General features: G+C 41.6%; 20 protein-coding genes. 16 read left to right on the top strand and 4 right to left on the bottom strand.

Features of this window, described 5'->3' with window-relative positions; translation table 11 throughout:
* Nucleotides 1-180 precede the first annotated feature (180 nt).
* The 10 genes from RQP52_RS27085 (at nucleotide 181) to RQP52_RS27040 (ending at nucleotide 6621) form a co-directional block, all read left to right on the top strand.
* Nucleotides 181-513, top strand: a complete 333-nt coding sequence (locus RQP52_RS27085; protein ID WP_315954735.1) for a DUF3231 family protein — start codon at nucleotides 181-183, stop codon at nucleotides 511-513.
* Between the two features lie 206 nt (nucleotides 514-719).
* On the top strand, nucleotides 720-1358 hold the full coding sequence (locus RQP52_RS27080) for an immunity protein Imm33 domain-containing protein (RefSeq protein WP_315954734.1): 639 nt from the start codon (nucleotides 720-722) through the stop codon (nucleotides 1356-1358).
* Nucleotides 1359-1610: 252 nt separating this feature from the next.
* Nucleotides 1611-1748 carry a hypothetical protein gene (locus tag RQP52_RS27075; protein ID WP_315954733.1) on the top strand — a complete coding sequence of 46 codons (138 nt, stop codon included), beginning with the start codon at nucleotides 1611-1613 and terminating at the stop codon, nucleotides 1746-1748.
* Between the two features lie 25 nt (nucleotides 1749-1773).
* Nucleotides 1774-2388, top strand: coding sequence for an imm11 family protein (locus tag RQP52_RS27070; RefSeq protein ID WP_315954732.1), 615 nt, complete (start codon nucleotides 1774-1776; stop codon nucleotides 2386-2388).
* A gap of 523 nt (nucleotides 2389-2911) precedes the next feature.
* Complete coding sequence (locus RQP52_RS27065; RefSeq protein WP_379174443.1) at nucleotides 2912-3361, top strand: DinB family protein; 450 nt, start codon at nucleotides 2912-2914, stop codon at nucleotides 3359-3361.
* A 182-nt stretch (nucleotides 3362-3543) separates the two neighbouring features.
* The gene (locus RQP52_RS27060; RefSeq protein WP_315954730.1) at nucleotides 3544-3912 is read left to right on the top strand and encodes a hypothetical protein; all 369 of its coding nucleotides are present in this window, start codon (nucleotides 3544-3546) and stop codon (nucleotides 3910-3912) included.
* A 51-nt stretch (nucleotides 3913-3963) separates the two neighbouring features.
* The gene (locus RQP52_RS27055; protein WP_315954729.1) at nucleotides 3964-4092 is read left to right on the top strand and encodes a hypothetical protein; all 129 of its coding nucleotides are present in this window, start codon (nucleotides 3964-3966) and stop codon (nucleotides 4090-4092) included.
* Nucleotides 4093-4157: 65 nt separating this feature from the next.
* Entirely contained in the window at nucleotides 4158-4424 is a 267-nt protein-coding gene (locus RQP52_RS27050) for a hypothetical protein (protein ID WP_315954728.1), read from the top strand.
* 334 nt (nucleotides 4425-4758) lie between these two features.
* A complete protein-coding gene (locus RQP52_RS27045; protein WP_315954727.1) occupies nucleotides 4759-5334 on the top strand; it encodes a TetR/AcrR family transcriptional regulator in 576 nt (191 codons plus the stop codon).
* A gap of 69 nt (nucleotides 5335-5403) precedes the next feature.
* Nucleotides 5404-6621 carry an MFS transporter gene (locus tag RQP52_RS27040; RefSeq protein ID WP_315954726.1) on the top strand — a complete coding sequence of 406 codons (1218 nt, stop codon included), beginning with the start codon at nucleotides 5404-5406 and terminating at the stop codon, nucleotides 6619-6621.
* A gap of 275 nt (nucleotides 6622-6896) precedes the next feature.
* On the opposite strand, the gene RQP52_RS27035 is transcribed toward RQP52_RS27040, so the two are convergent.
* On the bottom strand, nucleotides 6897-8093 hold the full coding sequence (locus RQP52_RS27035; protein WP_315954725.1) for a cytochrome P450: 1197 nt from the start codon (nucleotides 8091-8093) through the stop codon (nucleotides 6897-6899).
* Nucleotides 8094-9088: 995 nt separating this feature from the next.
* Here RQP52_RS27035 and RQP52_RS27030 point away from each other — a divergent pair.
* Nucleotides 9089-9517, top strand: a complete 429-nt coding sequence (locus RQP52_RS27030; protein ID WP_315954724.1) for a methylglyoxal synthase — start codon at nucleotides 9089-9091, stop codon at nucleotides 9515-9517.
* 224 nt (nucleotides 9518-9741) lie between these two features.
* On the opposite strand, the gene RQP52_RS27025 is transcribed toward RQP52_RS27030, so the two are convergent.
* Nucleotides 9742-10629 (bottom strand): LysR family transcriptional regulator, encoded by an 888-nt coding sequence (locus tag RQP52_RS27025; protein ID WP_315954723.1) that lies wholly within the window; start codon nucleotides 10627-10629, stop codon nucleotides 9742-9744.
* 117 nt (nucleotides 10630-10746) lie between these two features.
* Here RQP52_RS27025 and RQP52_RS27020 point away from each other — a divergent pair, with 117 nt between their 5' ends.
* Nucleotides 10747-12003, top strand: coding sequence for a YbfB/YjiJ family MFS transporter (locus RQP52_RS27020; protein ID WP_315954722.1), 1257 nt, complete (start codon nucleotides 10747-10749; stop codon nucleotides 12001-12003).
* A gap of 41 nt (nucleotides 12004-12044) precedes the next feature.
* Nucleotides 12045-12860, top strand: coding sequence for an alpha/beta fold hydrolase (locus tag RQP52_RS27015; RefSeq protein WP_315954721.1), 816 nt, complete (start codon nucleotides 12045-12047; stop codon nucleotides 12858-12860).
* Nucleotides 12861-13730: 870 nt separating this feature from the next.
* Here the strand turns inward: RQP52_RS27015 and RQP52_RS27010 are convergent.
* Together RQP52_RS27010 and RQP52_RS27005 are read right to left on the bottom strand one after the other, a co-directional pair.
* On the bottom strand, nucleotides 13731-14447 hold the full coding sequence (locus tag RQP52_RS27010; RefSeq protein WP_315954720.1) for a response regulator: 717 nt from the start codon (nucleotides 14445-14447) through the stop codon (nucleotides 13731-13733).
* The gene (locus RQP52_RS27005; protein WP_315954719.1) at nucleotides 14416-16053 is read right to left on the bottom strand and encodes a sensor histidine kinase; all 1638 of its coding nucleotides are present in this window, start codon (nucleotides 16051-16053) and stop codon (nucleotides 14416-14418) included. The genes RQP52_RS27010 and RQP52_RS27005 overlap by 32 nt, the downstream gene beginning before the upstream one ends.
* Nucleotides 16054-16329: 276 nt before the next feature.
* Here RQP52_RS27005 and RQP52_RS27000 point away from each other — a divergent pair, with 276 nt between their 5' ends.
* From RQP52_RS27000 to RQP52_RS26990, 3 genes are all read left to right on the top strand, one after another.
* Nucleotides 16330-17358, top strand: a complete 1029-nt coding sequence (locus RQP52_RS27000; RefSeq protein ID WP_379174442.1) for a Bug family tripartite tricarboxylate transporter substrate binding protein — start codon at nucleotides 16330-16332, stop codon at nucleotides 17356-17358.
* A gap of 65 nt (nucleotides 17359-17423) precedes the next feature.
* Complete coding sequence (locus RQP52_RS26995) at nucleotides 17424-17885, top strand: tripartite tricarboxylate transporter TctB family protein (RefSeq protein ID WP_315954717.1); 462 nt, start codon at nucleotides 17424-17426, stop codon at nucleotides 17883-17885.
* 1 nt (nucleotide 17886) lies between these two features.
* Nucleotides 17887-19413 (top strand): tripartite tricarboxylate transporter permease, encoded by a 1527-nt coding sequence (locus tag RQP52_RS26990; RefSeq protein ID WP_315954716.1) that lies wholly within the window; start codon nucleotides 17887-17889, stop codon nucleotides 19411-19413.
* Nucleotides 19414-19416 lie beyond the last annotated feature (3 nt).

Here is a 19416-nt window from a genome sequence, read left to right as displayed (position 1 = left end):
TGAATTCGCCTGTTATTCAGCCCCCTGAAAAAGTTGATTTTGTACATAGCCAAAAGTTTTTAGGCTCTTTTTTTCAAAAAGGTAGACCCCTACAAGGATTGGAAATTGCGCATATCTTCGGAAATCTGAATAACGATATCACTAGTAAAGCACTTATTATTGGGTTTGCTCAAGTAGCAAATGCAAAAGCACATCGAATTGTTAACAGAAAAATTGTCTCAAGATGGATTGCCCTCCCCGACACTAAAAGATCATTTGGTGACTTCTTCTGCAATCTCACCATTTTCTGACAAGTTCATGGTTTTTCACAAAGTTGACATGTTTAATGTGAAAATTAGGGAATATGCCAATGGCTTATCGCTAAACGGAAGAATAGATATTGGTGCTTTATTTTTGAAATGCCAATCCGAAGTAATGCTATATGTGGAAGATGGCGCAAATCTCATGATTGACAACGGATGGTTGGAAAAACCACCAGAAGCAGTTGACCGTAGTAAATTCATAAACAAATAAATTCGCCAATTACAATGATGGATTAAGCTAACGGGTTACGATAGAGTAATAATCAGGGAGCAGATCGCCTCACGGCAGCTGCTCCCTGGATTCGTTGAGGGAGTATATTTTAATGACAAGGGAAAAGTGATATGGAACTAGAATTACTAATCAACTGTAAAAAGGGACGAAGTGCACTGCACTGAATTGAAATGAGGAGAAAATGAATGATTGAATATCGCGGAATTGAAATTTTGTTTGAAAATGGATACATTCGGACAAAAGGACTATATAAATTGATTGAAAAAGAATTTATTATATCCATTAAAAAAAGGTTGCGTAATGAGTATGTAGAGCTGATCAGATACCTAATTAATTACGTAATTGATGCTAAACCATTAATTAAGCCTGACCAAACGATTGCATACCATTCTTGGTTAGTAAAATGTTGTGAAATTTCTGAATTTTATTATGAGATATGGGAAGTCCAAAGCAATGGTGAAGGTTTTGGAGAAGGTGCAGACTACGCAATTAAAGTAGTCCAAGAACAGAAACAAGAATGTCAGGAATACGGAGCAACTCTGAAATTTCCAATTTTTAATCAAATGATAGTTATTTCTAAAGGTGTGTATGAAGGACTAGCAGTCGATGCAGTGAGATATCCTTCACCAGAGCATATGTCAGGATGGTGGCTTACAACTGACCTGTATGACGATAACGTGGGATCTTTGATGACGGTTCATTATCACCATTTAGCATTTAAAAGACCAGATCTAATCAAATATTTCGCTTTACCTTATGGATATAGATTTAATACCACAGGGAAAGAACAAGATGTTTGGTTCGATGAAAATGCAATAAAATAACCATTTTTGTGCCTCAGCAGAGCTGGTCGATTACACTAACGGTGAACGTTTGTTGAATACTCATATAGCGGCAGCTGGTCACCCGATCGGCTGCCGTTGTCTATTGAAGTAACGGGCAGTATACTTCCAATATGTGTTAATATATAAGTTAGGAAAGAGGATATATTGAGGTCAGTTAGGAATTGTTTCATACGCAATAGACAAGAGTCAGAGATAAATTATTAAGTAAAGGAATTTGTAATGAAAGTATACTTGTTACTAAATATAGAGGTTTTTTTAAATCTGACTGATAATGATTATAATATGGGGAAATTTAGAGGGAAGAGTGTGAAAGATACTTGGCAAGCTCCGGAAGTAGAAGAGTTTAAAAAAAAAAGGAAAGAAGTATGATTTTTGCCATGTATATGATAATCCAATGTTTAATGACAAGGCTTTAAAAGCTCTACACGATATTATCAAAGACGATATCGAAGTATTACCCTATCTTCATCCTAAGGACACCTATTATGCCATAAATGTACTAAATGTTATTGATTCCTTAGATAGGTCGATGGCTGTTCTTGACATTGATGTTGAATATAATAAAGTTAGAAACATTATTAAATATGCATTTCACAAAGACAGGATTAAACATGAAAGTATCTTCAAAATTCCAGAAAATCTAAGGTCGGAAATATTTGTTACCGACATTTTTAAGGAAAGAGTAGAGCAGACTGGCTTAACTGGATTTCGGTTTGCCGAGGTTTGGGACTCTGAGAATGAATACTGGCCAATTCACGATCCTAATGCAGTACTGTTTGACTCCTTTGGAATTCCTATGAGTTATTCTGATGCTATGAAGTTAGTTTATGAATGCAAGGCCATTACAAGCCGTAGAGCGATCATCCAAATGGATGGTGAACAACTATATATCGGAAGTAGAACATTGGTTGGGGATATAAATTGGGGGGAACCCGTCTATATCCCTCAAGGCTATCTGGAGATGGACTGGTACGAGACTCACAAACTAATGATTAAGAGTAATAATTAGAGAAATTAGAATAAACTTCATCCTAAAGGGTATCTGTTATTAAGCTAACGCAGAACGTTAGTTAAAAAGCACAATAAAACCCACCAATAATTAATGGGTTTTGTTTCATGAAAAACGCACTTAATCTGAGAAATATATGTTCGAAAAGAGCTTTCTATAATTACTCCTTTTGTAAAGCGATTAATCCTTTTTGACAATTCGTTTACTATTTCATTAATCAACTAATGAATATTAAGTTCTTAACATTAACCTTTATAAATATAGATTCGGTTACTAATTACTGCGTTTTTGGGTATTCTGCCGACGCACGTCTCACGCCAGCAAAAGAAATGATGAATAACTTCTTTGCTTCAAAAAATAGCCTAACTAATGACTGAACTTCTGAAAAGTATAGTTTAATAAAACAACAAGGACGCTGCTCCCGGCATCCATTGGCAGCAGCGTTACGATCGGGCAGAAGAACAGAGTAACATTATGCACAGAAATTTGCTATAATATGTAAAACATGAGGGGAGTGAGATCAATTAAACCAACATTAGAAAGCCTAAACCATTGGATCACTGAAATACCAGCAAAGATTTATGCATTGTCCGAACTTGATCTTTCTGATCGGACACAGCCTAACAAATGGTCAAAAAAAGAAATACTCGGGCACTTGTCCGACTCCGCACTCAACAATCTTCAACGATTCGTTCGTGCTCAGTATGAAGATCAACCTTACGTGGTTATTAAGTACGCCCAAAATCAGTGGGTAGAACTTATGAATTATCAGAGCCTTCCTATTGATCACATCTTAAACTTATGGTTGAGTTTAAATAAACAGATAGCTGAGGTTATTGCAAAAATTCCTGAAGATAAGCTACAGAATTCATGTAAGATAGATGAAGAACAGACTGTCACACTTGAATGGCTTATTAAAGACTACATTGAACATTTGGAGCACCATCTAAAGCAAATATTTAACACTCTATAGAATTTTTTTCGAAATTAGATGGTACTTAACTAACGAATAACTATAGTTCAATCTAGACGTAACGGCAGCCGGCATACGATCGGCTGCCGTTGTCTGTTAAAGTAACGGAAGTTTAACTGAGCAGCAGGAACCAAATTGAGGTAGTATGGAGTAGATAAGTTAGTGATGAAAGGTGTGGTTGTTTGGATATTGAACATAGACAATTCGCAGAGCGGGCCTTAAATCATATATTTGTTGGTTGCCAATTAGATGGTGTTAAATTTGGTTTAGGTCCAGGTGCATTTTTAATACGTTTTGAACAATACGTAAATCATTCACCAGAACAATTATGGTTAAACATTGAATCAAGATGGGCTGTCTTCCCTAAAGGGACGCAATTATTCCCAGTATCCGAAGCTGAAATGGTTGAACTATCAGAAGAAGAAAAGTATCAATTAATATTTGAGTTACGTAGGGAGAAGGTAAATGCCGTTACGTTAGGCACACAATCGCCACATCTACACATTGAATTTGAATCTGGAAAAAACGCTCTTTGTAAATGGGCACCATGATAAATATGAATGTTGGCAAGTAGGAGATGGAACTGGATACACACATCATGAATGGCTTATAGTAGCTACACCTGGAGATGGAATCTCTACATGGGCACCAGATTCGTTCAACTAACGATGAACGATAGTTCAATCACAATAACGGCAGCCAGCACACGTTTGGCTGCCGTTGTCCGTTGAAGTAACGGACAGGATTGTGGGAGTGGTAAAAAATGCTATAATAGACAAAAGGAGTGTGAAGGCGAATGCAACAAATTTCGGATTATTTGTTTATGGGTTCGTTAATTTTTTTGGTAATAACCTTCATGATTTTTTTTCTGGGAAGTGGAGGCATGACAAGTTATAGAAATGTTTCCAATGACACAGGTGCTTTGACAGATTTACAAATGAATCACGACCACAAAAAAATGTTAGAGAAGCAAAACAATGGGTTGGTTAGACTTCTAAAATCATATTTGTTTTGGATTCCCGTCACTGGAATCATTGTTTCAATTGTGCTTTCTAAAATTTAAGAGCTATAGTTCAATCCCTGATGACGGCAGCCGCACACCATTGGCTGCCGTTGCCCGTTGAGCTAACGGGACACGATAGTTCAATCACGACATGACGGCAGCCGGCATACGATCGGCTGTCGTTTTCCGTTAAAGTAACGGGCAGATTACTCTAATACCTAACAAATGCTATTCTTTAGAAAGTGGTGATCGAAAAGCAGAGGCCCACTAATTTCACTTAAAAGTCTGTAATCCATCTTATCCCAGCCTGAGCTAACTTTCATATCTGCAGAAAATACTGGACTTATCGTTCCAGAAAAGTATATACTCTACCTACGGAAACGGAGGGAGAACCATGGGACGCTACAAAGAGTTTGATAAAGAAGCGGTGCTTCATAAAGCGATGCTCGTTTTTTGGAAGAAGGGCTACGAAGCGGCAAGCATTCCCGATTTGCTGGAAGCTATGGATCTTAGCAGATCAAGTCTGTACGAAACGTTCGGGGACAAACAAACGCTTTATATCGAGGCGATCAACTGGTACAAGAAGTGGAAGCAAGCCAAACGGGACATCCTCGTCAATGCGACATCCGCAAAATCGGGAATCCGGCAGTACTTCGAGATACACATCGATTCCGCCTTGGACGGCGAGTCGCCGAAGGGCTGTCTCATAACTAATGCAGCAGTCGGCATGGATTCGCCAGATGAGCAACTGAATGCGTTGATCAGGGAGCGGTTTGACGAATTGGAGAAATCCTTCTACGAGCTGCTGCGCAAAGGTCAGGAGACGGGAGAAATCATGTCTGAGAAAGATATCAAGACTTTATCTTATCTGCTCTCAAACCTGAATCATAGTATAAATATCGTTTCGAAGGTGCAGGGTGAACGCAGCAAGATGCAGCAGATGATAGACATGGTGATGGAAATGATATAAAACATTTTTTTTTGCACATTCTGGAACAACTGTTCCATAAAATTTCTGGTGAGCAAAGGGGGACTTTCTATGCATTCAGCTTCCATTCCAACGGAAAAATCGGTTTCGCCATCGCTGATTTTTATCCTGGCAGCCGCTTGCGGTATCATAGCGGCAAATCTTTATTATGCTCAACCATTGATAGGCTCCATCGGTTCGACCATCGGGCTCTCCTCCGGGGCTGCCGCACTCATCGTTACATTGACTCAAGTCGGCTACGGGATTGGCTTGTTATTTATCGTACCGTTGGGAGACATCCTGGAAAATCGTAAGTTGATCCTTTCATCATTGCTCCTTACAGCCGTCGTTTTGACAATTGCCGCTGTAATCAAAAGCGCCATCCTGTTCCTCACCGCTTCACTCGTGATCGGGGTAGGTTCCGTAGCAGCACAAATCCTTGTGCCGTATGCGGCTCATCTTTCGCCTGAAGCCGTGCGCGGTCGCAATGTGGGCAACGTCATGAGCGGGCTACTTCTGGGGATTATGCTCGCGCGTCCCATTTCAAGCTTGGTGGCGGAGTATATGGGCTGGCGCGCCATATATTTCATTTCCGCAGCATTGATTTTCGCGCTGGCTCTTGTATTGGCAAAGGCACTACCCTCAAGGAAGCCTTTGACCGCTACAGCTTACCCGGCGTTGCTGCACTCCATGCTGCATCTGCTGAAGGCGACACCGGCATTGCGCCGGAGGGCAATTTATCATGCTTGTGTATTCGGAACGTTCAGTTTGTTTTGGACTACAGTTCCGTTGGTATTGACAAGTCCGCTGTTCCATTTCACTCAGAAGGAGGTCGCTCTGTTCGCATTAGTCGGGGTAATGGGGGCAATTGTGGCGCCAGCGGCGGGCCGTATGGCAGACCGTGGATGGGTTCGCCCGGCTACGGGATGGGCGTTGACCATCGTCATCTTTTCCGGGTTGCTTCCCTTGCTGGTTCCATCAAGTTCTGCACTGGCAATCCCCATCCTCGTAGTTTCGGCGATTTTACTTGACATGGGGGTTTCCGCCAACATGGTTCTCGGGCAGCGGGTGATTTTCTCTTTAGGAGCGGAATTTCGCAGTAGGCTTAACGGTTTGTATATGGCCATTTTCTTTTTAGGGGGCGCTATAGGCTCAGCGGCAGGGGGATGGGCTTACGCAACGGGGGGCTGGGAGGCGGCACTGCTGATCGGAATCGCTTTACCGGCCATCGCCATGGCGTATTATGCGACGGAGTTTTCGAGATTAAGGAAGGAAAATCTCATTGATTGAGGAGCACGTTGATTAATCCACACGTTCTAAGCTAACGGAAAACGTTTGTTCAATAACAACAAGAGAAGGCAGCCGACCTAGTGATCGGTTGCCTTTTCTCAACTAACGGGCAGCATAGTTGAATAATTCAAATTTAAACTAAATCTACTTTTTTTTTAATCAGAGTCTAAGACCTATAAAGCTGTCGTCAAAGCCTTATGAGAATTCTTATGATTCACAGAGTGTGCAGTATAAAACTTTAATTCTGACTGAACACTCGCATTGATCTAGTTTTTTTACGTCATACGGACAGTAAACTGTTTAACTCCAAAAACAAAGGGGCTTTGAATGTACATCATCTCCGAATTTGGGACAAACTGAATATCCACGAACCGTTTCATGAGCCTCTCAATCACGATTTGCCCTTCAAGCCTTGCTAAAGGTGCTCCTAGACAGAAATGTATGCCGAATCCAAACGAAAGATGGGCATTTGGTTTGCGGTCCACAATAAAAGAATCCGGTTCTGCAAATTTAGCCTCATCGCGATTAGCAGATGCCACCCAAGAGATGACCTGCTGCCCTTTTTTTATTTTGAAGTCTCCGATCTCCACGTCTTTCGTCGCTACTCGTCCTATGGCTTGAATGGGGGGATAGAAACGTAAGACTTCTTCAATAAAACCAGGAATAAGTTCTGGGATACCGCGAAGTTGCTGTTGGAGCGTTCGGTCTTCCGTCACACGGCGGACAGCGTTTGTAATCAAATTGGTTGTCGTTTCATTACCAGCAGCGAGGAGCAAAATCGAAAAGCCAAGAATCTCTTTGTCGCTAAGCTTCTCTCCTTCGACTTCGGCTTGCAACAGAAGTGAAATCAGATCCTCTTTGGGCTCATTACGACGCTGCTCGACAATCTGAACGAAATAATCATTAAGCTCATGGGTGGCTTGCTCTTTCTCCGCAATGACTTGCGTGAATTCCTCTTCAGTATTTTGGTCAGGTCCTTTCACAAGAATGTCCGACCATTTCTTAAATAAGTTGCGATCTTCTGGGGGGACGCCAAGCAACTCCGCTATAATAATCACCGGCAGCGGAACGGCCAGATCGGAAACTATGTCCATAGTCTTTTTGATTTCAACAGCATCAAGTAATTCGTCGGTGATTGTGGAGATTCGTGTTGCCAAATCCGAGATTACTTTAGGTGTAAACGCCTTGTTTACTAAACCCCTTAGTTGTGTATGGCGGGGAGGATCCATTGTAAGAATGGTCTCTCTGTCTTTTACAGCTAATCCGCGTATTGAAGAAAAGGTGGTGGGATCTTTGAGAATACGATGGATGTCCTCATAGCGAAACACATCCCAACAACTTCTACTTTTATCATAACGAACAGGCGTCGTTTGACGAAGTTGGTTAAACACAGAAAAAGGTTGAAGTCGTTTTTCCTTCGTGTTCAGTTCTGCCATTGGTATTATATTGGCGTACCGTTCCGGTTTATTCATTTCTAGTCTGCTCCTCTCCAAATTCAATCTAAATGTTAATTTGCCCAGCAGTTAACAATTAATTCCTGGAGGTTTACTTAGGTGTGAACCTTATATTTCATGAAATCAAAACAGTCTGATCCACTATTCAATTACACCTGCAGTTTATACAAACTTTGAAAAGCTTTGACTTTATACAGCCTGCAAAGTTCCTCATACCTCTATTTTGAAACTGATCATTTCTCCTACTAGGTATGCTGTCTCCTTTGAGACTCCGTGCTTGTTAGAAAAATGGTGAGGTATCTAATTGGAAAGGATCATATATCAGCCCATCTTTTGCTTAGTCATTTATGTCGTTGCCTAGTCGATTCCAAACTGGAATTCATACGTAAAAATTTACACTAACGATCTTTGAATCCGACTCTTTATTTCTGTAATTGCAACTATCGGGCTTGTAATACTTTTTAAAGTGCCAATATTGAAAATGAAGTGATTTTTATTCTTAATATGCTCCTTCTGTATGATTTGATTTTCTAACGCAAGCTCGTCTATTCTCTTTCAACTTTTGCTCAATATTTCACAAGAGAAGATGCACTTCGACTTCACATCGAACGAGGTATGGCAATCACATTCATGACCCCACTTTATTAAAAGTAACTAAATCAGAGATTGTTTACTAAGTGAACTAATATTCAGTTCTTCTCGAAAGAAAAAGAACAACAGTAAAAATTCAACGACAAAAGCGTAGCGCTTTTCGTTTATCATCGATAAGCATGGGGGAGAGGAGGAATCATGGAATACGTGAAACTTGGTAAGTCGGGGTTAAAGGTATCTCGAATCTGTCAGAGATGACTGGAATTTCGGTAGCGCTAATGCCAAACCGATATACCAAGGGAAAAGCTGAGGGAATTCTCGGAAAAGCTGTCTAAGGCATCAGTGTTCGTGTTTTTATTTAGCTTAAATTGGATTATCCATTGCCTAGCAGTATCAATCAGATATTAGAGAAGGGAACAACAATGAGTTTGCACATAACTCTTAATGCACATAAAAGCAAATCAGAAGAGATGGTCGATTTCGCCATCGCTTACGAGCATGAGCTGCAAAATCATCAACTATATGTCACGGGTTCGATCGCAAGGCGAATAAAGGAAAACACGAATCTGATGATAACACCATATATGTCAGGACCGATGAGCGGTGACCAAATCGTGGCGCTGATCGCTATGAATCAAATAGATTTAATCGTTCTTTTACGTGACCCACTTATAGCACAGCCGCACGAGCCTTATATAACGGAATTGCTGCGTATAGCCGATTTGCACAGTATTTCGGTTGCGACCAATATGGCAACGGAGGAGCTGTTGGTGAAGGCGATTGAACGTGACGATTTCAGCTGGCGCGAGCTGATCCAGAAACGATATCCGGAGCTAGGACCCTGGGAATAATGTTAGTTTTGGTCTAAATGTAACGATTGTTACACCTATGCCTGTGACAATCGGCAATAATCGGGAATGTGATTAAGTTCTTGTCATTTATGACATCAAGTTCTTGTCAACTGTCGAGTGATAAGAATATTGTCCGATTACCGACAATGTCGAGCATTAGAGCATCCGTTCGGAGCGATGGATTGTAGAAGGTGCTCATAGCTTTGAATGACCAATACTGAATATCATTTTGTTTTTTTTAACCTATCCCTTAAAGCATTCATTAATAATAATGATGCCCTTCCCAGGATGTTGCTATTTTTAAAAACCAGGCCAATAGCAACAGTGGGGGCTATATCAACAAAAGGTCTAATGACTAAGGTGTTTTCTAGTTCCAAGCCTCTATAAATAGGAATAATTCCGATACCGAGACCAGCTTTGACCATTTGCCGAATCACAGAAAAACTTCCCACTTCGATACCAAAAAAAGGATTTTGGCCAGTTTGACATAATATTTTCTCTGATATTTCTCTATAAATACAGGTTTGCTCTTTAAGCAGAATGGTTAGTCCGGCAAGGTCTTTCACCTCGAGGCAAGTTTGATTGGCCATTGGGTGATCAGCTCTCATCAATACCCCCAATTTTTCTTCAATAAGAGGCTCAAACTCCAACATGAGGTTTACTGATGGAGATGCGCATATGCCGAAATCCAATTCACCGGATCGAACTCTTTCTGAGATAGATTTACTACCGCTAATCTCCATAGATAACTGCACTTGCGGACGAAGTTTACAAAAATCAGCTACGATAGTCGCTATCGATTGACTCGCGATAGGCTCTATAGCGGCAAAACGAATGGTTCCGCCATCCCCCGTGCCGAAATCGGAGATCGTCTGTCTCATGGATCCTATTTTTTTCAGCAAAGCAGATGCTTCCTGATAGAGCCATCGGCCGGCTTCAGAAGCAACCATTCGTTTGCCATCACGAACGAATAAAGAGACTCCTAGATCAGCTTCAAGACGCTGAATCTGAAGTGTTACTGTAGAAGGTGCAAATTGGAGTTCTTCAGCAGCTTTCTGAAAGCTTCCAAGACGCAAAATCGCTTCAAATGTTGTTAATGCTCGCAGATCCATGTTCCTCATCCTTTTGTTTTATAAATATGAACAATTCATTCAGATAATTCAATTTTACAAAACCCTGATACCAATTTACAATAGTTACAAGAACAATTTTTTGGCAGGAGGGATGCTATGGGTTTAGGTTATAAATCTGCATTCAATTGGATCACCTTATGGGCATCACTATTATTTGCTTTAATCCTTGGATTTTCACGGCTATCCTATGGATTGTTCTTACCAGGGATTCAAAGGGAAATAGGGGGAAGCTACGCTGAATTAGGTTTGTTAGGAACCGTTAATTTCATTGGTTATTTAGCCGGAACCTTATCTTTACCGTTATTAATTTCACGTTTTCAGCATAGAAAGAATGTCATCAATAGAATTACATGTTTATTACTTGGATTGGCCATGATAGGCTCAGCGTTTAGCGATCACTTCATTCAGCTCGGACTATGGCGGTTTATGATTGGTTTTTTTTCAGCATTGGCAACGGTGTTGGTCTTGTCTATTGCTACGGACGCCGTTCAACCCCCTGAGCGAGGAATGGCTTCTGGTCTAATATGGTTAGGTGGATCTGCCGGAATTCTGGTTACAGGCTTATTCGCACCATATATCATAGAGCCTACTCATTTGGATGGCTGGCGCTATGCATGGCTGTCCATGGGCATCTTCGGAATTCTTGCTACGATGGGCTTTGAGTTGGTAACAAGAAAGCAAATTTTTGAGAGTACTCTATTCACAGAACTTGAATCGAATTCACGGGAACAAGAACAAGTGAGTGTATTCAGAATCATGTTTAGTCCAAATAATTTTTTATTCTTGCTTGGATCTTATTTTTTCTTTGGTTGGGGATATATCATTTATTTCACTTTTTTGGTTCCTTATCTCGTGAATAAAGGAATTCCGTCGATCTATGCTGGACTAATTTGGTCTGGTATCGGATCTGCAGGTTTATTCAACGGTTGGATTGGAGGCAGAGCCATTGACCGATGGCCGAGCGGGTATACGCTTGCATTGGGGTTAGCAATAGGTGCGATTGGTGTATTAGGAGTAACGACAAATCGTATTCTGCTTACTTCATTAGGAGCGGTAATTATTGGGTTGGTTTCATTTATTACCCCGCCGTTGATGACTACAGCTCTGCTTCGCCGTTATGTACCAAATAGCATTTATGCGGTATGCCTAAGCGTAGCCACTGCTACTTTTGCAGCAGGGCAAATTATAGGTCCTATGGTTGGAGGTTGGGTTGTTGATCAATACGGTTTGAAATTTGGTGTAACATCCAGCTCTCTATTTATGGTGCTTTCCGCCTTGTTTGCTTGTTTATACGGACGGAAACAAAGAGTGCTAGAGTCACCTACATTACGTTCTAAAAGTATTGATAACTGATTCGTTTTAAAGAAGATTATTTAATAAAGGGAGAGAAAAAAATGGAGATTTTACACGATAATATTCCGGCTATAAGAAAATATTTTAACTCGGGTGATCTTGAGCTTTCCTACCTTGACTTTGGTGGAGAAAGTAATAATGTGCTTATTATGTTACATGGATATATGACTAATGCAAGAACATTTTCGGAGCTGGCTGTCAAATTTAAAGATTGGCGGGTTATAGCTGTAGATCAGCGCGGACATGGTTGGAGTGAACATCCTTCTGGCATGGAATACGCAAGAAATGATTACATCAATGACCTATTAAACTTGATTCAAAATGAACTCGGGGGAAAACGCGTAACGCTACTGGGACATTCTCTAGGTGGGTTGAACGCTTATCAATTCGCGGCTCGTTATCCTGAATGGGTCGAAGCCGTTATCGTTGAGGATATCGGAGTGGAAATAAACGCGGACTTCTCATTTGCCGACAAGCTTCCATATCGTTCGGCCTCTTTAAAAGAACTAAGAGATTCACTTGGAAGTGTGGGGCTTCAAGCGATTGATTATTTTTCAGAAAGCGTGTTCGAGGATGAACGGGGATGGGGGTTCCGTACAGATATAAAGGGGCTGCAAGTTTCCGTACCACAATCTAATGGGGTTTGGTGGGAAGATTGGTTATCTTCTAATTGTCCTATTTTGCTGATTCATGGTAAAAAAAGCTTCTTTCTTGACATCAAACAAGCAGAGCAGATGGAAAATCGAAGACCTAACACTAAGCTTGTAGTTTTCGAAGAATGTGGCCATGGTGTTCACTCTGATGATTTAGACGGTTTTTATCAAGTTGTAAATGATTTTCTTACTGAAACAAAATGAAGTGTAGCGATCAGTGAAACTAAAAGGTTACTTGAATTAATGATTTTAGCAGTAGATAAGAAAACAGGGATCAAATTGACGTTTGATTTTAAATAAGTAAATACCGTTTCGCTAACGGCGAACTACAACCAAAACTTAGAGAAGGCCTGAAGTTCGAATTTAAGCTGCTTCTTAGCAGCCCCTGTGGTACTCAATATCACCAGAAGGAGATGTAGTTGACTAGTCACGAAGGAGTAGGGGATTCGCCGAAACAAAGCACCTTGTAAATTATGTTCCTCAAAATAATTCATCACATACGAGTCTAACTGAAAGATATGTTAGGAATTTAACTATCTTATCGGATTCTTATGCGGCTAACGGTAAATCTACTTTATCCTAGCAGTAACGATTTGGAAATCTACTCACCTCCCATTCAATAACCGTTTATAGTTAGTCTGTTATAGTACTCTTCGGAATAGGGCTCAACGAATTTTGAGGTTTCAGAGATTTATATATTTTCTTATTTTCAAGATAGTCGAAAGTTTTTACTACAATGCTGCCTTGTTTTTTAATCGTATAATTGTGAGTCTATATAAAAATGCTTGCCACTCGATTCCTAGTGGCAAGCATTTTTTTTGTTTATATACGAACAAAAGTAATTAGAATGGATGAGTACTTACTTCTATACATTTAATTTATTTCACATGAGCATTTATTAAAAGTGGATAGACAATCCGCCTGTTTTGCTGTCCGCACTTCTTTGCTCGCAACCAAAAATAAACGGCACGGGGCTATCCCATGCCGTTTCGGATTCTGTTTTGATTTCCAGTCTTGTCTTGAAGCTTAACTTAATGATATTGAACTACGAGTGGCTCTTTTTTAAGTAAGTAATCACTCTTTCTTACGATAGACCCTCTCGGGGCGCCCCACGACCCCATAAGTCAGATCTGCGAATACTTCGCCCGAGGAGACCAAATGCTCTAAATAACGGCGTCCTGTCGAACGGCTGACACCAATTTCTTTGGCAATTTGCTCCGCGGACATTCCGTGCTCCGCGGCGGAAATCGCTTGCACAATTTTGACTAGCGTTAATTTATCAATACCTTTGGGAAGATAGGAATTATCAATACTAGAGTCTTTCTTACCTGCCCCCGAAATGAGACGATCAACATCATTTTGATTAATAGAGCCACTTTGATTAAGACGATTCAGCTCGTTGTGAAAGTCCATATAACGCAGGAGAGTTTCTTGCAATCTGTTAAATACTAGAGGTTTCATAATATAATCGAAAGCTCCGCTTCGAACGGCTTCCCGTATGACTTCGACCTCTTTGGCTGCTGTGATCATAATGACGTCGGTATCCCGATAATGTTGACGAATATAAGACAGCATGTCCAGTCCATTGGAGCCAGGAAAATAAACATCTAGTAGAACTAAATTTGGCTTTAAGATGTCTAACTGCTCTTTTGCTTGAACATCATCTGTAGCGATTGCGACAACGTGAAAGCCGTCTACTTTCTCTATAAACCTTCGGTTTATTTCGGCTATTTTCACATCGTCTTCGATAATTAATACTTCAATTGTCGGTTGTTGGGATTCCAGGATCACGATCAGGACTCCTTTCTGTGGATGTCGGGTGTTTCGGTATGGCGACGGTGAAGACCGTACCGCATTCCAGATTTTTATGGAAAGTGATATATCCATTAAGCTTGCGTACAGCGTGCTGAACTAGTGCTAGACCAATACCTCTGTTCTCACCTTCTTTAGTTGAAAATCCTTTTTCAAACACTGCATTACCCAAGTCTTCTGGAATACCAATACCGCAGTCCTCACATTCGATTATCAAATCGTCACCGAGATCAGTTAAAAATAATTTCACATACGGCATAGTCTGCACTTCCACAGCTAGTACAGCTTCCATCGCATTGTCGATTAAGTTACCGATAATCGTGATCAGTAGATTACGATCGATTTCTTCAGGTATATCTCGAAATGAGCTCTCACTGTCAATTTCAAAAGTTAGTTTCAATTCCTGTGCATGATTGAATTTGCCAATTAACAGTCCACCGATCATGGGATCAGGAATTTCAGTCATAATGAACTGTACCCAATTCTGGTGAACATCGGATTCTTTGGAGATGAGATCGACAGCCTCTTGATACGATTCCAGTTGAATGAGTCCGGAGATGACATATAACTTGTTAGAGAATTCATGTGTCTGAGCCCGCAGGGCTTCTGCGAAACGTTTTACTTGGGATAGTTCCTCAGCCAATCGGTAAAGCTCGGATTTACTTCGAAAGCTTGAAACGGCACCAGTGACACCGTGTTTTCGGCTTACAATCGGCACGCGATTGACGATGACATCATGATCACCAATGAGCATTTCATGGTCGAAATCGGCCTCTCCTGTACGTACCACCTCGGTCAATCGGGTGTTCGGAATCACATCCTCAATGTGCCTGCCCGTGATTTTTGCACTTAGCGGCAGCTGCAAAAGCTGCAAGGCATAGCGGTTCACCATCGTGATGATGCCATCTCGATTTACGGCGATAATTCCTTCGCGAATCGTTTGCAGAATCGCCTGCTTTTCCGTATATAACTCGCCGATTTCCTTGGGTTCAAGTCCATGTATGGAGCTCCGGACGTTACGCGCGATAAGGATTGAACCGATTAGGCCAATGATCAGAACGATAAGGGAGATTACCTCAATCCGCGATTGATAGGCGTAAGTGATCGAATCGATATCCTCCGTAAGAAATCCGACGGACACAATCCCTATAACTTGGCCTTGCTCATCAAAGATAGGCGCTTTACCGCGAAGCGAAGGTCCAAGGGAGCCGATGGCTTTGGAAACAATGGATTGTCCTTCCAAGACAGGGCCGTTGTCGCCGCCAACCATTTCTTTCCCGATTCGTTCAGGAAGTGGATGCGAGAAGCGAATCCCTTCGCGATTCCCGACAACGATATATTCAGCATCGATTTTTTCTCGGATAGTTTCGGCAATAGGTTGGATGGCCTTAGACGGGTCGGAAGTCTGAAATGCATGGCGAATGTCAGGCATATTAGCAACAGTTTCAGCAACCTTTAAGGCGCGTGTTCCAATCTGATCCTCAAGTGCCGTGGTCATGATGTAATAAAATATACTGCCTAAAGAGATAATCACGATGGAGAGGAACGAACAAATGATTAAAATAAGCTTGGTCTGAAGCCTCATGATCCACGCAGGCCTCCTATTTTTGTTTAAATTGTATCATAAAGCGTTATCATTTTGACCGTTATAGGGTAACCAGATCCGTGAACAATATGAACAAAATGGTCAAAACGCTGTTATTGCAACTAATCTCCATAAACTTCCCTACGGATACCTGTAGATGTTATTCTGAAAGCGCTTTAAAGAAAGCGGATACAAGATAATTTTTTACTAAAAACGGAGGGGTTTCATTTGATAAAACAACTTTTTTCAGCTTATTGGAAAGTAACAGCTATTAGCATGCTTGCAGTAAGTTTGGCTGCTTGTGGCAGCAACACAGCTAAACCGGCAGCAACAACTTCAGGTTCTACTGATAAATCAAAAGAGACGACAGCTCCTGCAGCTGCGAAATCCAACTATCCTGAAAAAGCGTTAAGCATTATTGCTCCATCAGGCGCAGGCGGCGGCTGGGATATGACAGCCCGTACGATCGCTAAGGTATTAACGGAAACGAAAGCTGTGGATAAACCTGTTTCAGTTGAAAATAAACCAGGCGGCGGCGGTACCGTTTTTATGGCAGAATACGCTACCAAAGATGTTAAGGATAACTACAAGCTGTTCGTCAGCTCGCCACCAATCCTGATTAATCATCTGAAAAAAGAAGGAAACACACCTTACGGTTACAATGATACGACGCCGTTAGCCCAATTGACGAAAGATTATGGTGCTGTCGCGGTAGCAGCAAATTCGAAATATAAAGATCTGAAATCCTTACTCGATGATATGAAAGCTGATCCTACCAAGATTACAGTTGCAGGAGGCTCAGCACCTGGCTCAATGGACCATTTGGTTTCGATTCTACCGGCGTTCAAATACGGCATTGACCCCAAAAAAGTGAAATATGTGTCCTATGACGGTGGCGGCGAAGCCGTAACGGCATTGTTAGGCGGAAATGCTGACGTGTTGGGTACAGATGCTTCTTCGTTAGATCAATATGTGAAAGCCGGGAAAATCCGTATTCTTGCGATTGCCGCACCTTCCCGTCTTGGCGGCAGCTTGAAAGATATCCCGACGATGAAAGAACAGGGTGTAGATGCCGAGTTCCTCATTTGGCGAGGTTTCTTTGGACCGAAGGACATGACCGCTGACGCAAAAAGATTTTGGGAAGATAGCATTAAGAAAATGGTAGAGTCCGATGCCTGGAAAAAAGAAATGCAAGCAAATAGCTGGGAAACGGATTATAAGAAAGCAGACGATTTCAAAGCTTTCTTAGGGCAGCAAGAAGTACAACTGAAAGACATGCTAACAGCGCTTGGTATGCAGAAATAAATCCTAAAGAGACAAGAGAGAAGACGAGCTCTTCTCCCTTGTCTCTTAGGATAGGAGGCAGAGAAATGAATACTACTTTTGATCGTTATGCAGGCATCGTATTTTTCGCCATTGGCCTTACATTTATGATTGGTTCCTTGGGCATTTCAACAAGTGCTTATGGCAGTAATGTAGGTGCAAATATTTTTCCAATGATTTTGGGGGCGTTTTTGTCTTTGATGAGTTTCCGTCTTATTTATGAGACTTTCCGTAAACAACGTACGGAGAAGAGCAAAGAAAATTTGGACTATAAACGATTTATCATTATTTTCATCGCTGCTGTCTTGTATGCGTATTTCCTTGAAGATATTGGATTCGTAATCTCTACGTTCTTGTTCCTGATGATCGGTTTCCAAACGATGCATAAGGGAAGAGTGTGGGTTTCCTTAGTTATTGCTGGTAGTTTCTCATATGTTGTTTATTATTTGTATGTACATCTGCTGGATGGTTCGCTTCCCGGATTTCCAACATGGTTAGGGGGGGCATAAGATGAGCACTTTGGATTATGTGTTTCATGGTTTAGGTACTGCGATGCAGTGGCACAATGTAGTATTTGTATTTCTCGGTGTCTTGATCGGTACGGTAGTTGGTGTACTCCCTGGAATCGGTCCGATGAGCGGTGTAGCCCTCTTAATACCGATCACGGCAACGATGACAGGTGGCTTAGCTCCGGAAGAAGCGGCTACAAGCTCAATCATTTTACTAGCAGGGGTGTATTACGGGGCGATGTACGGAGGTTCGACGACGTCGATCTTGTTGAACACGCCAGGAGAATCGTCTTCTGTCGTCACAACACTAGATGGTTATCAAATGGCTAAACAGGGTAGAGCAGGGGCTGCGCTTGCAATTTCGGCAATCGGTTCCTTTGCGGCCGGGATTATTTCACTGATCGGTCTAATTTTCCTGGCTCGTCCTTTATCTGCAGTAGCCATTAAGTTCGGGCCAGCCGAATATTTCTCACTCATGGTGCTCGGATTACTCGCAATCAGCGGGCTTGCAGGTAAATCGATGGTGAAAGCGCTCATGATGACTGCCTTCGGACTCTTACTAGCAACGATTGGTATCGACAATGTATCTGGCGTGGAACGGTTCACGTTCGGCATTCCTGAGCTATATCAAGGTTTGGAATTCTTGACCGTTGCAGTGGGTACATTTGCTGTCGGAGAAGTATTTAAAACAATTCTTCAGCGCGAAGGAAACGACGGCGAGATTGCAAAAATTAATCGGATCATGCCGACGAAGCAAGATATGAAAGACAGTGCGGCACCTATTGCACGTGGTTCTGTGCTCGGATTTTTCATCGGCCTGCTTCCTGGAGCGGGAGCTATCCTTGCCTCTTTCTTTGCTTATATTGTAGAGAAAAAGATTAGCAAAAATCCAGAGAAGTTCGGAAAGGGAGCCATCGAGGGAGTGGCGTCGCCGGAGGCTGCGAATAACGCTGCATCAGGCGGTGCAATGATTCCGCTTTTGACCCTGGGTATCCCTTCTTCGGGCACGACTGCCATTTTGATGGGTGCTTTTATCATGTACAATGTCCAACCAGGTCCTTTGTTATTCCAGGATCATCCACAACTGGCATGGGGCGTTATTGCAAGTATGTTTGTCGGAAATCTTATGCTCTTAATTCTTAATATGCCTCTTGTTAAAGTGTTTGCCAAAGTGATTGAAACACCTGCGAAGTATTTAATTCCGTTAATTATCGTTTTTTCCGTGTTTGGGGTGTATGCCGTACAATATTCAACGTTTGATTTGCTGCTCATTATGGGTTGCGGGCTTGTGGGTTATTTTTTATCCAAGAACGATTACCCTTTAGCACCACTCGTACTTGGTCTTATTCTGGGTCCAATGATGGAAAACAATATGCGCAGAGCGCTTACCATTTCAAACGGCGATTTCATGATCTTTTTGCAAAAACCGGTTTCACTGGTATTTCTCGTTATCGGTTTGATTTGGATCACGATTCCGCTGATTCTAAAGCTTAAAGGTAAAAATGTACTTGTGAACGAGGAAGGGTAAATG

This window comes from Paenibacillus violae (genome assembly GCF_032461945.1).
Classification (GTDB): Bacteria; Bacillota; Bacilli; order Paenibacillales; family NBRC-103111; genus Paenibacillus_E; species Paenibacillus_E violae.
This window is presented reverse-complemented; position numbering and strand designations above follow the sequence as displayed.

What these genes read in the sequence shown, in the direction of transcription:
- RQP52_RS27085 (WP_315954735.1), top strand. Translation starts at nt 181, where the DNA reads ATGCAAAAGCACATCGAATTGTTAACAGAAAAATTGTCTCAAGATGGA.
- RQP52_RS27080 (WP_315954734.1), top strand. Translation starts at nt 720, where the DNA reads ATGATTGAATATCGCGGAATTGAAATTTTGTTTGAAAATGGATACATT.
- RQP52_RS27070 (WP_315954732.1), top strand. Translation starts at nt 1,774, where the DNA reads ATGTTTAATGACAAGGCTTTAAAAGCTCTACACGATATTATCAAAGAC.
- RQP52_RS27055 (WP_315954729.1), top strand. Translation starts at nt 3,964, where the DNA reads ATGGCTTATAGTAGCTACACCTGGAGATGGAATCTCTACATGGGCACC.
- RQP52_RS27050 (WP_315954728.1), top strand. Translation starts at nt 4,158, where the DNA reads ATGCAACAAATTTCGGATTATTTGTTTATGGGTTCGTTAATTTTTTTG.
- RQP52_RS27045 (WP_315954727.1), top strand. Translation starts at nt 4,759, where the DNA reads ATGGGACGCTACAAAGAGTTTGATAAAGAAGCGGTGCTTCATAAAGCG.
- RQP52_RS27040 (WP_315954726.1), top strand. Translation starts at nt 5,404, where the DNA reads ATGCATTCAGCTTCCATTCCAACGGAAAAATCGGTTTCGCCATCGCTG.
- RQP52_RS27035 (WP_315954725.1), bottom strand. Translation starts at nt 8,093, where the DNA reads ATGAATAAACCGGAACGGTACGCCAATATAATACCAATGGCAGAACTG.
- RQP52_RS27030 (WP_315954724.1), top strand. Translation starts at nt 9,089, where the DNA reads ATGAGTTTGCACATAACTCTTAATGCACATAAAAGCAAATCAGAAGAG.
- RQP52_RS27025 (WP_315954723.1), bottom strand. Translation starts at nt 10,629, where the DNA reads ATGGATCTGCGAGCATTAACAACATTTGAAGCGATTTTGCGTCTTGGA.
- RQP52_RS27020 (WP_315954722.1), top strand. Translation starts at nt 10,747, where the DNA reads ATGGGTTTAGGTTATAAATCTGCATTCAATTGGATCACCTTATGGGCA.
- RQP52_RS27015 (WP_315954721.1), top strand. Translation starts at nt 12,045, where the DNA reads ATGGAGATTTTACACGATAATATTCCGGCTATAAGAAAATATTTTAAC.
- RQP52_RS27005 (WP_315954719.1), bottom strand. Translation starts at nt 16,053, where the DNA reads ATGAGGCTTCAGACCAAGCTTATTTTAATCATTTGTTCGTTCCTCTCC.
- RQP52_RS27000 (WP_379174442.1), top strand. Translation starts at nt 16,330, where the DNA reads ATGCTTGCAGTAAGTTTGGCTGCTTGTGGCAGCAACACAGCTAAACCG.
- RQP52_RS26995 (WP_315954717.1), top strand. Translation starts at nt 17,424, where the DNA reads ATGAATACTACTTTTGATCGTTATGCAGGCATCGTATTTTTCGCCATT.
- RQP52_RS26990 (WP_315954716.1), top strand. Translation starts at nt 17,887, where the DNA reads ATGAGCACTTTGGATTATGTGTTTCATGGTTTAGGTACTGCGATGCAG.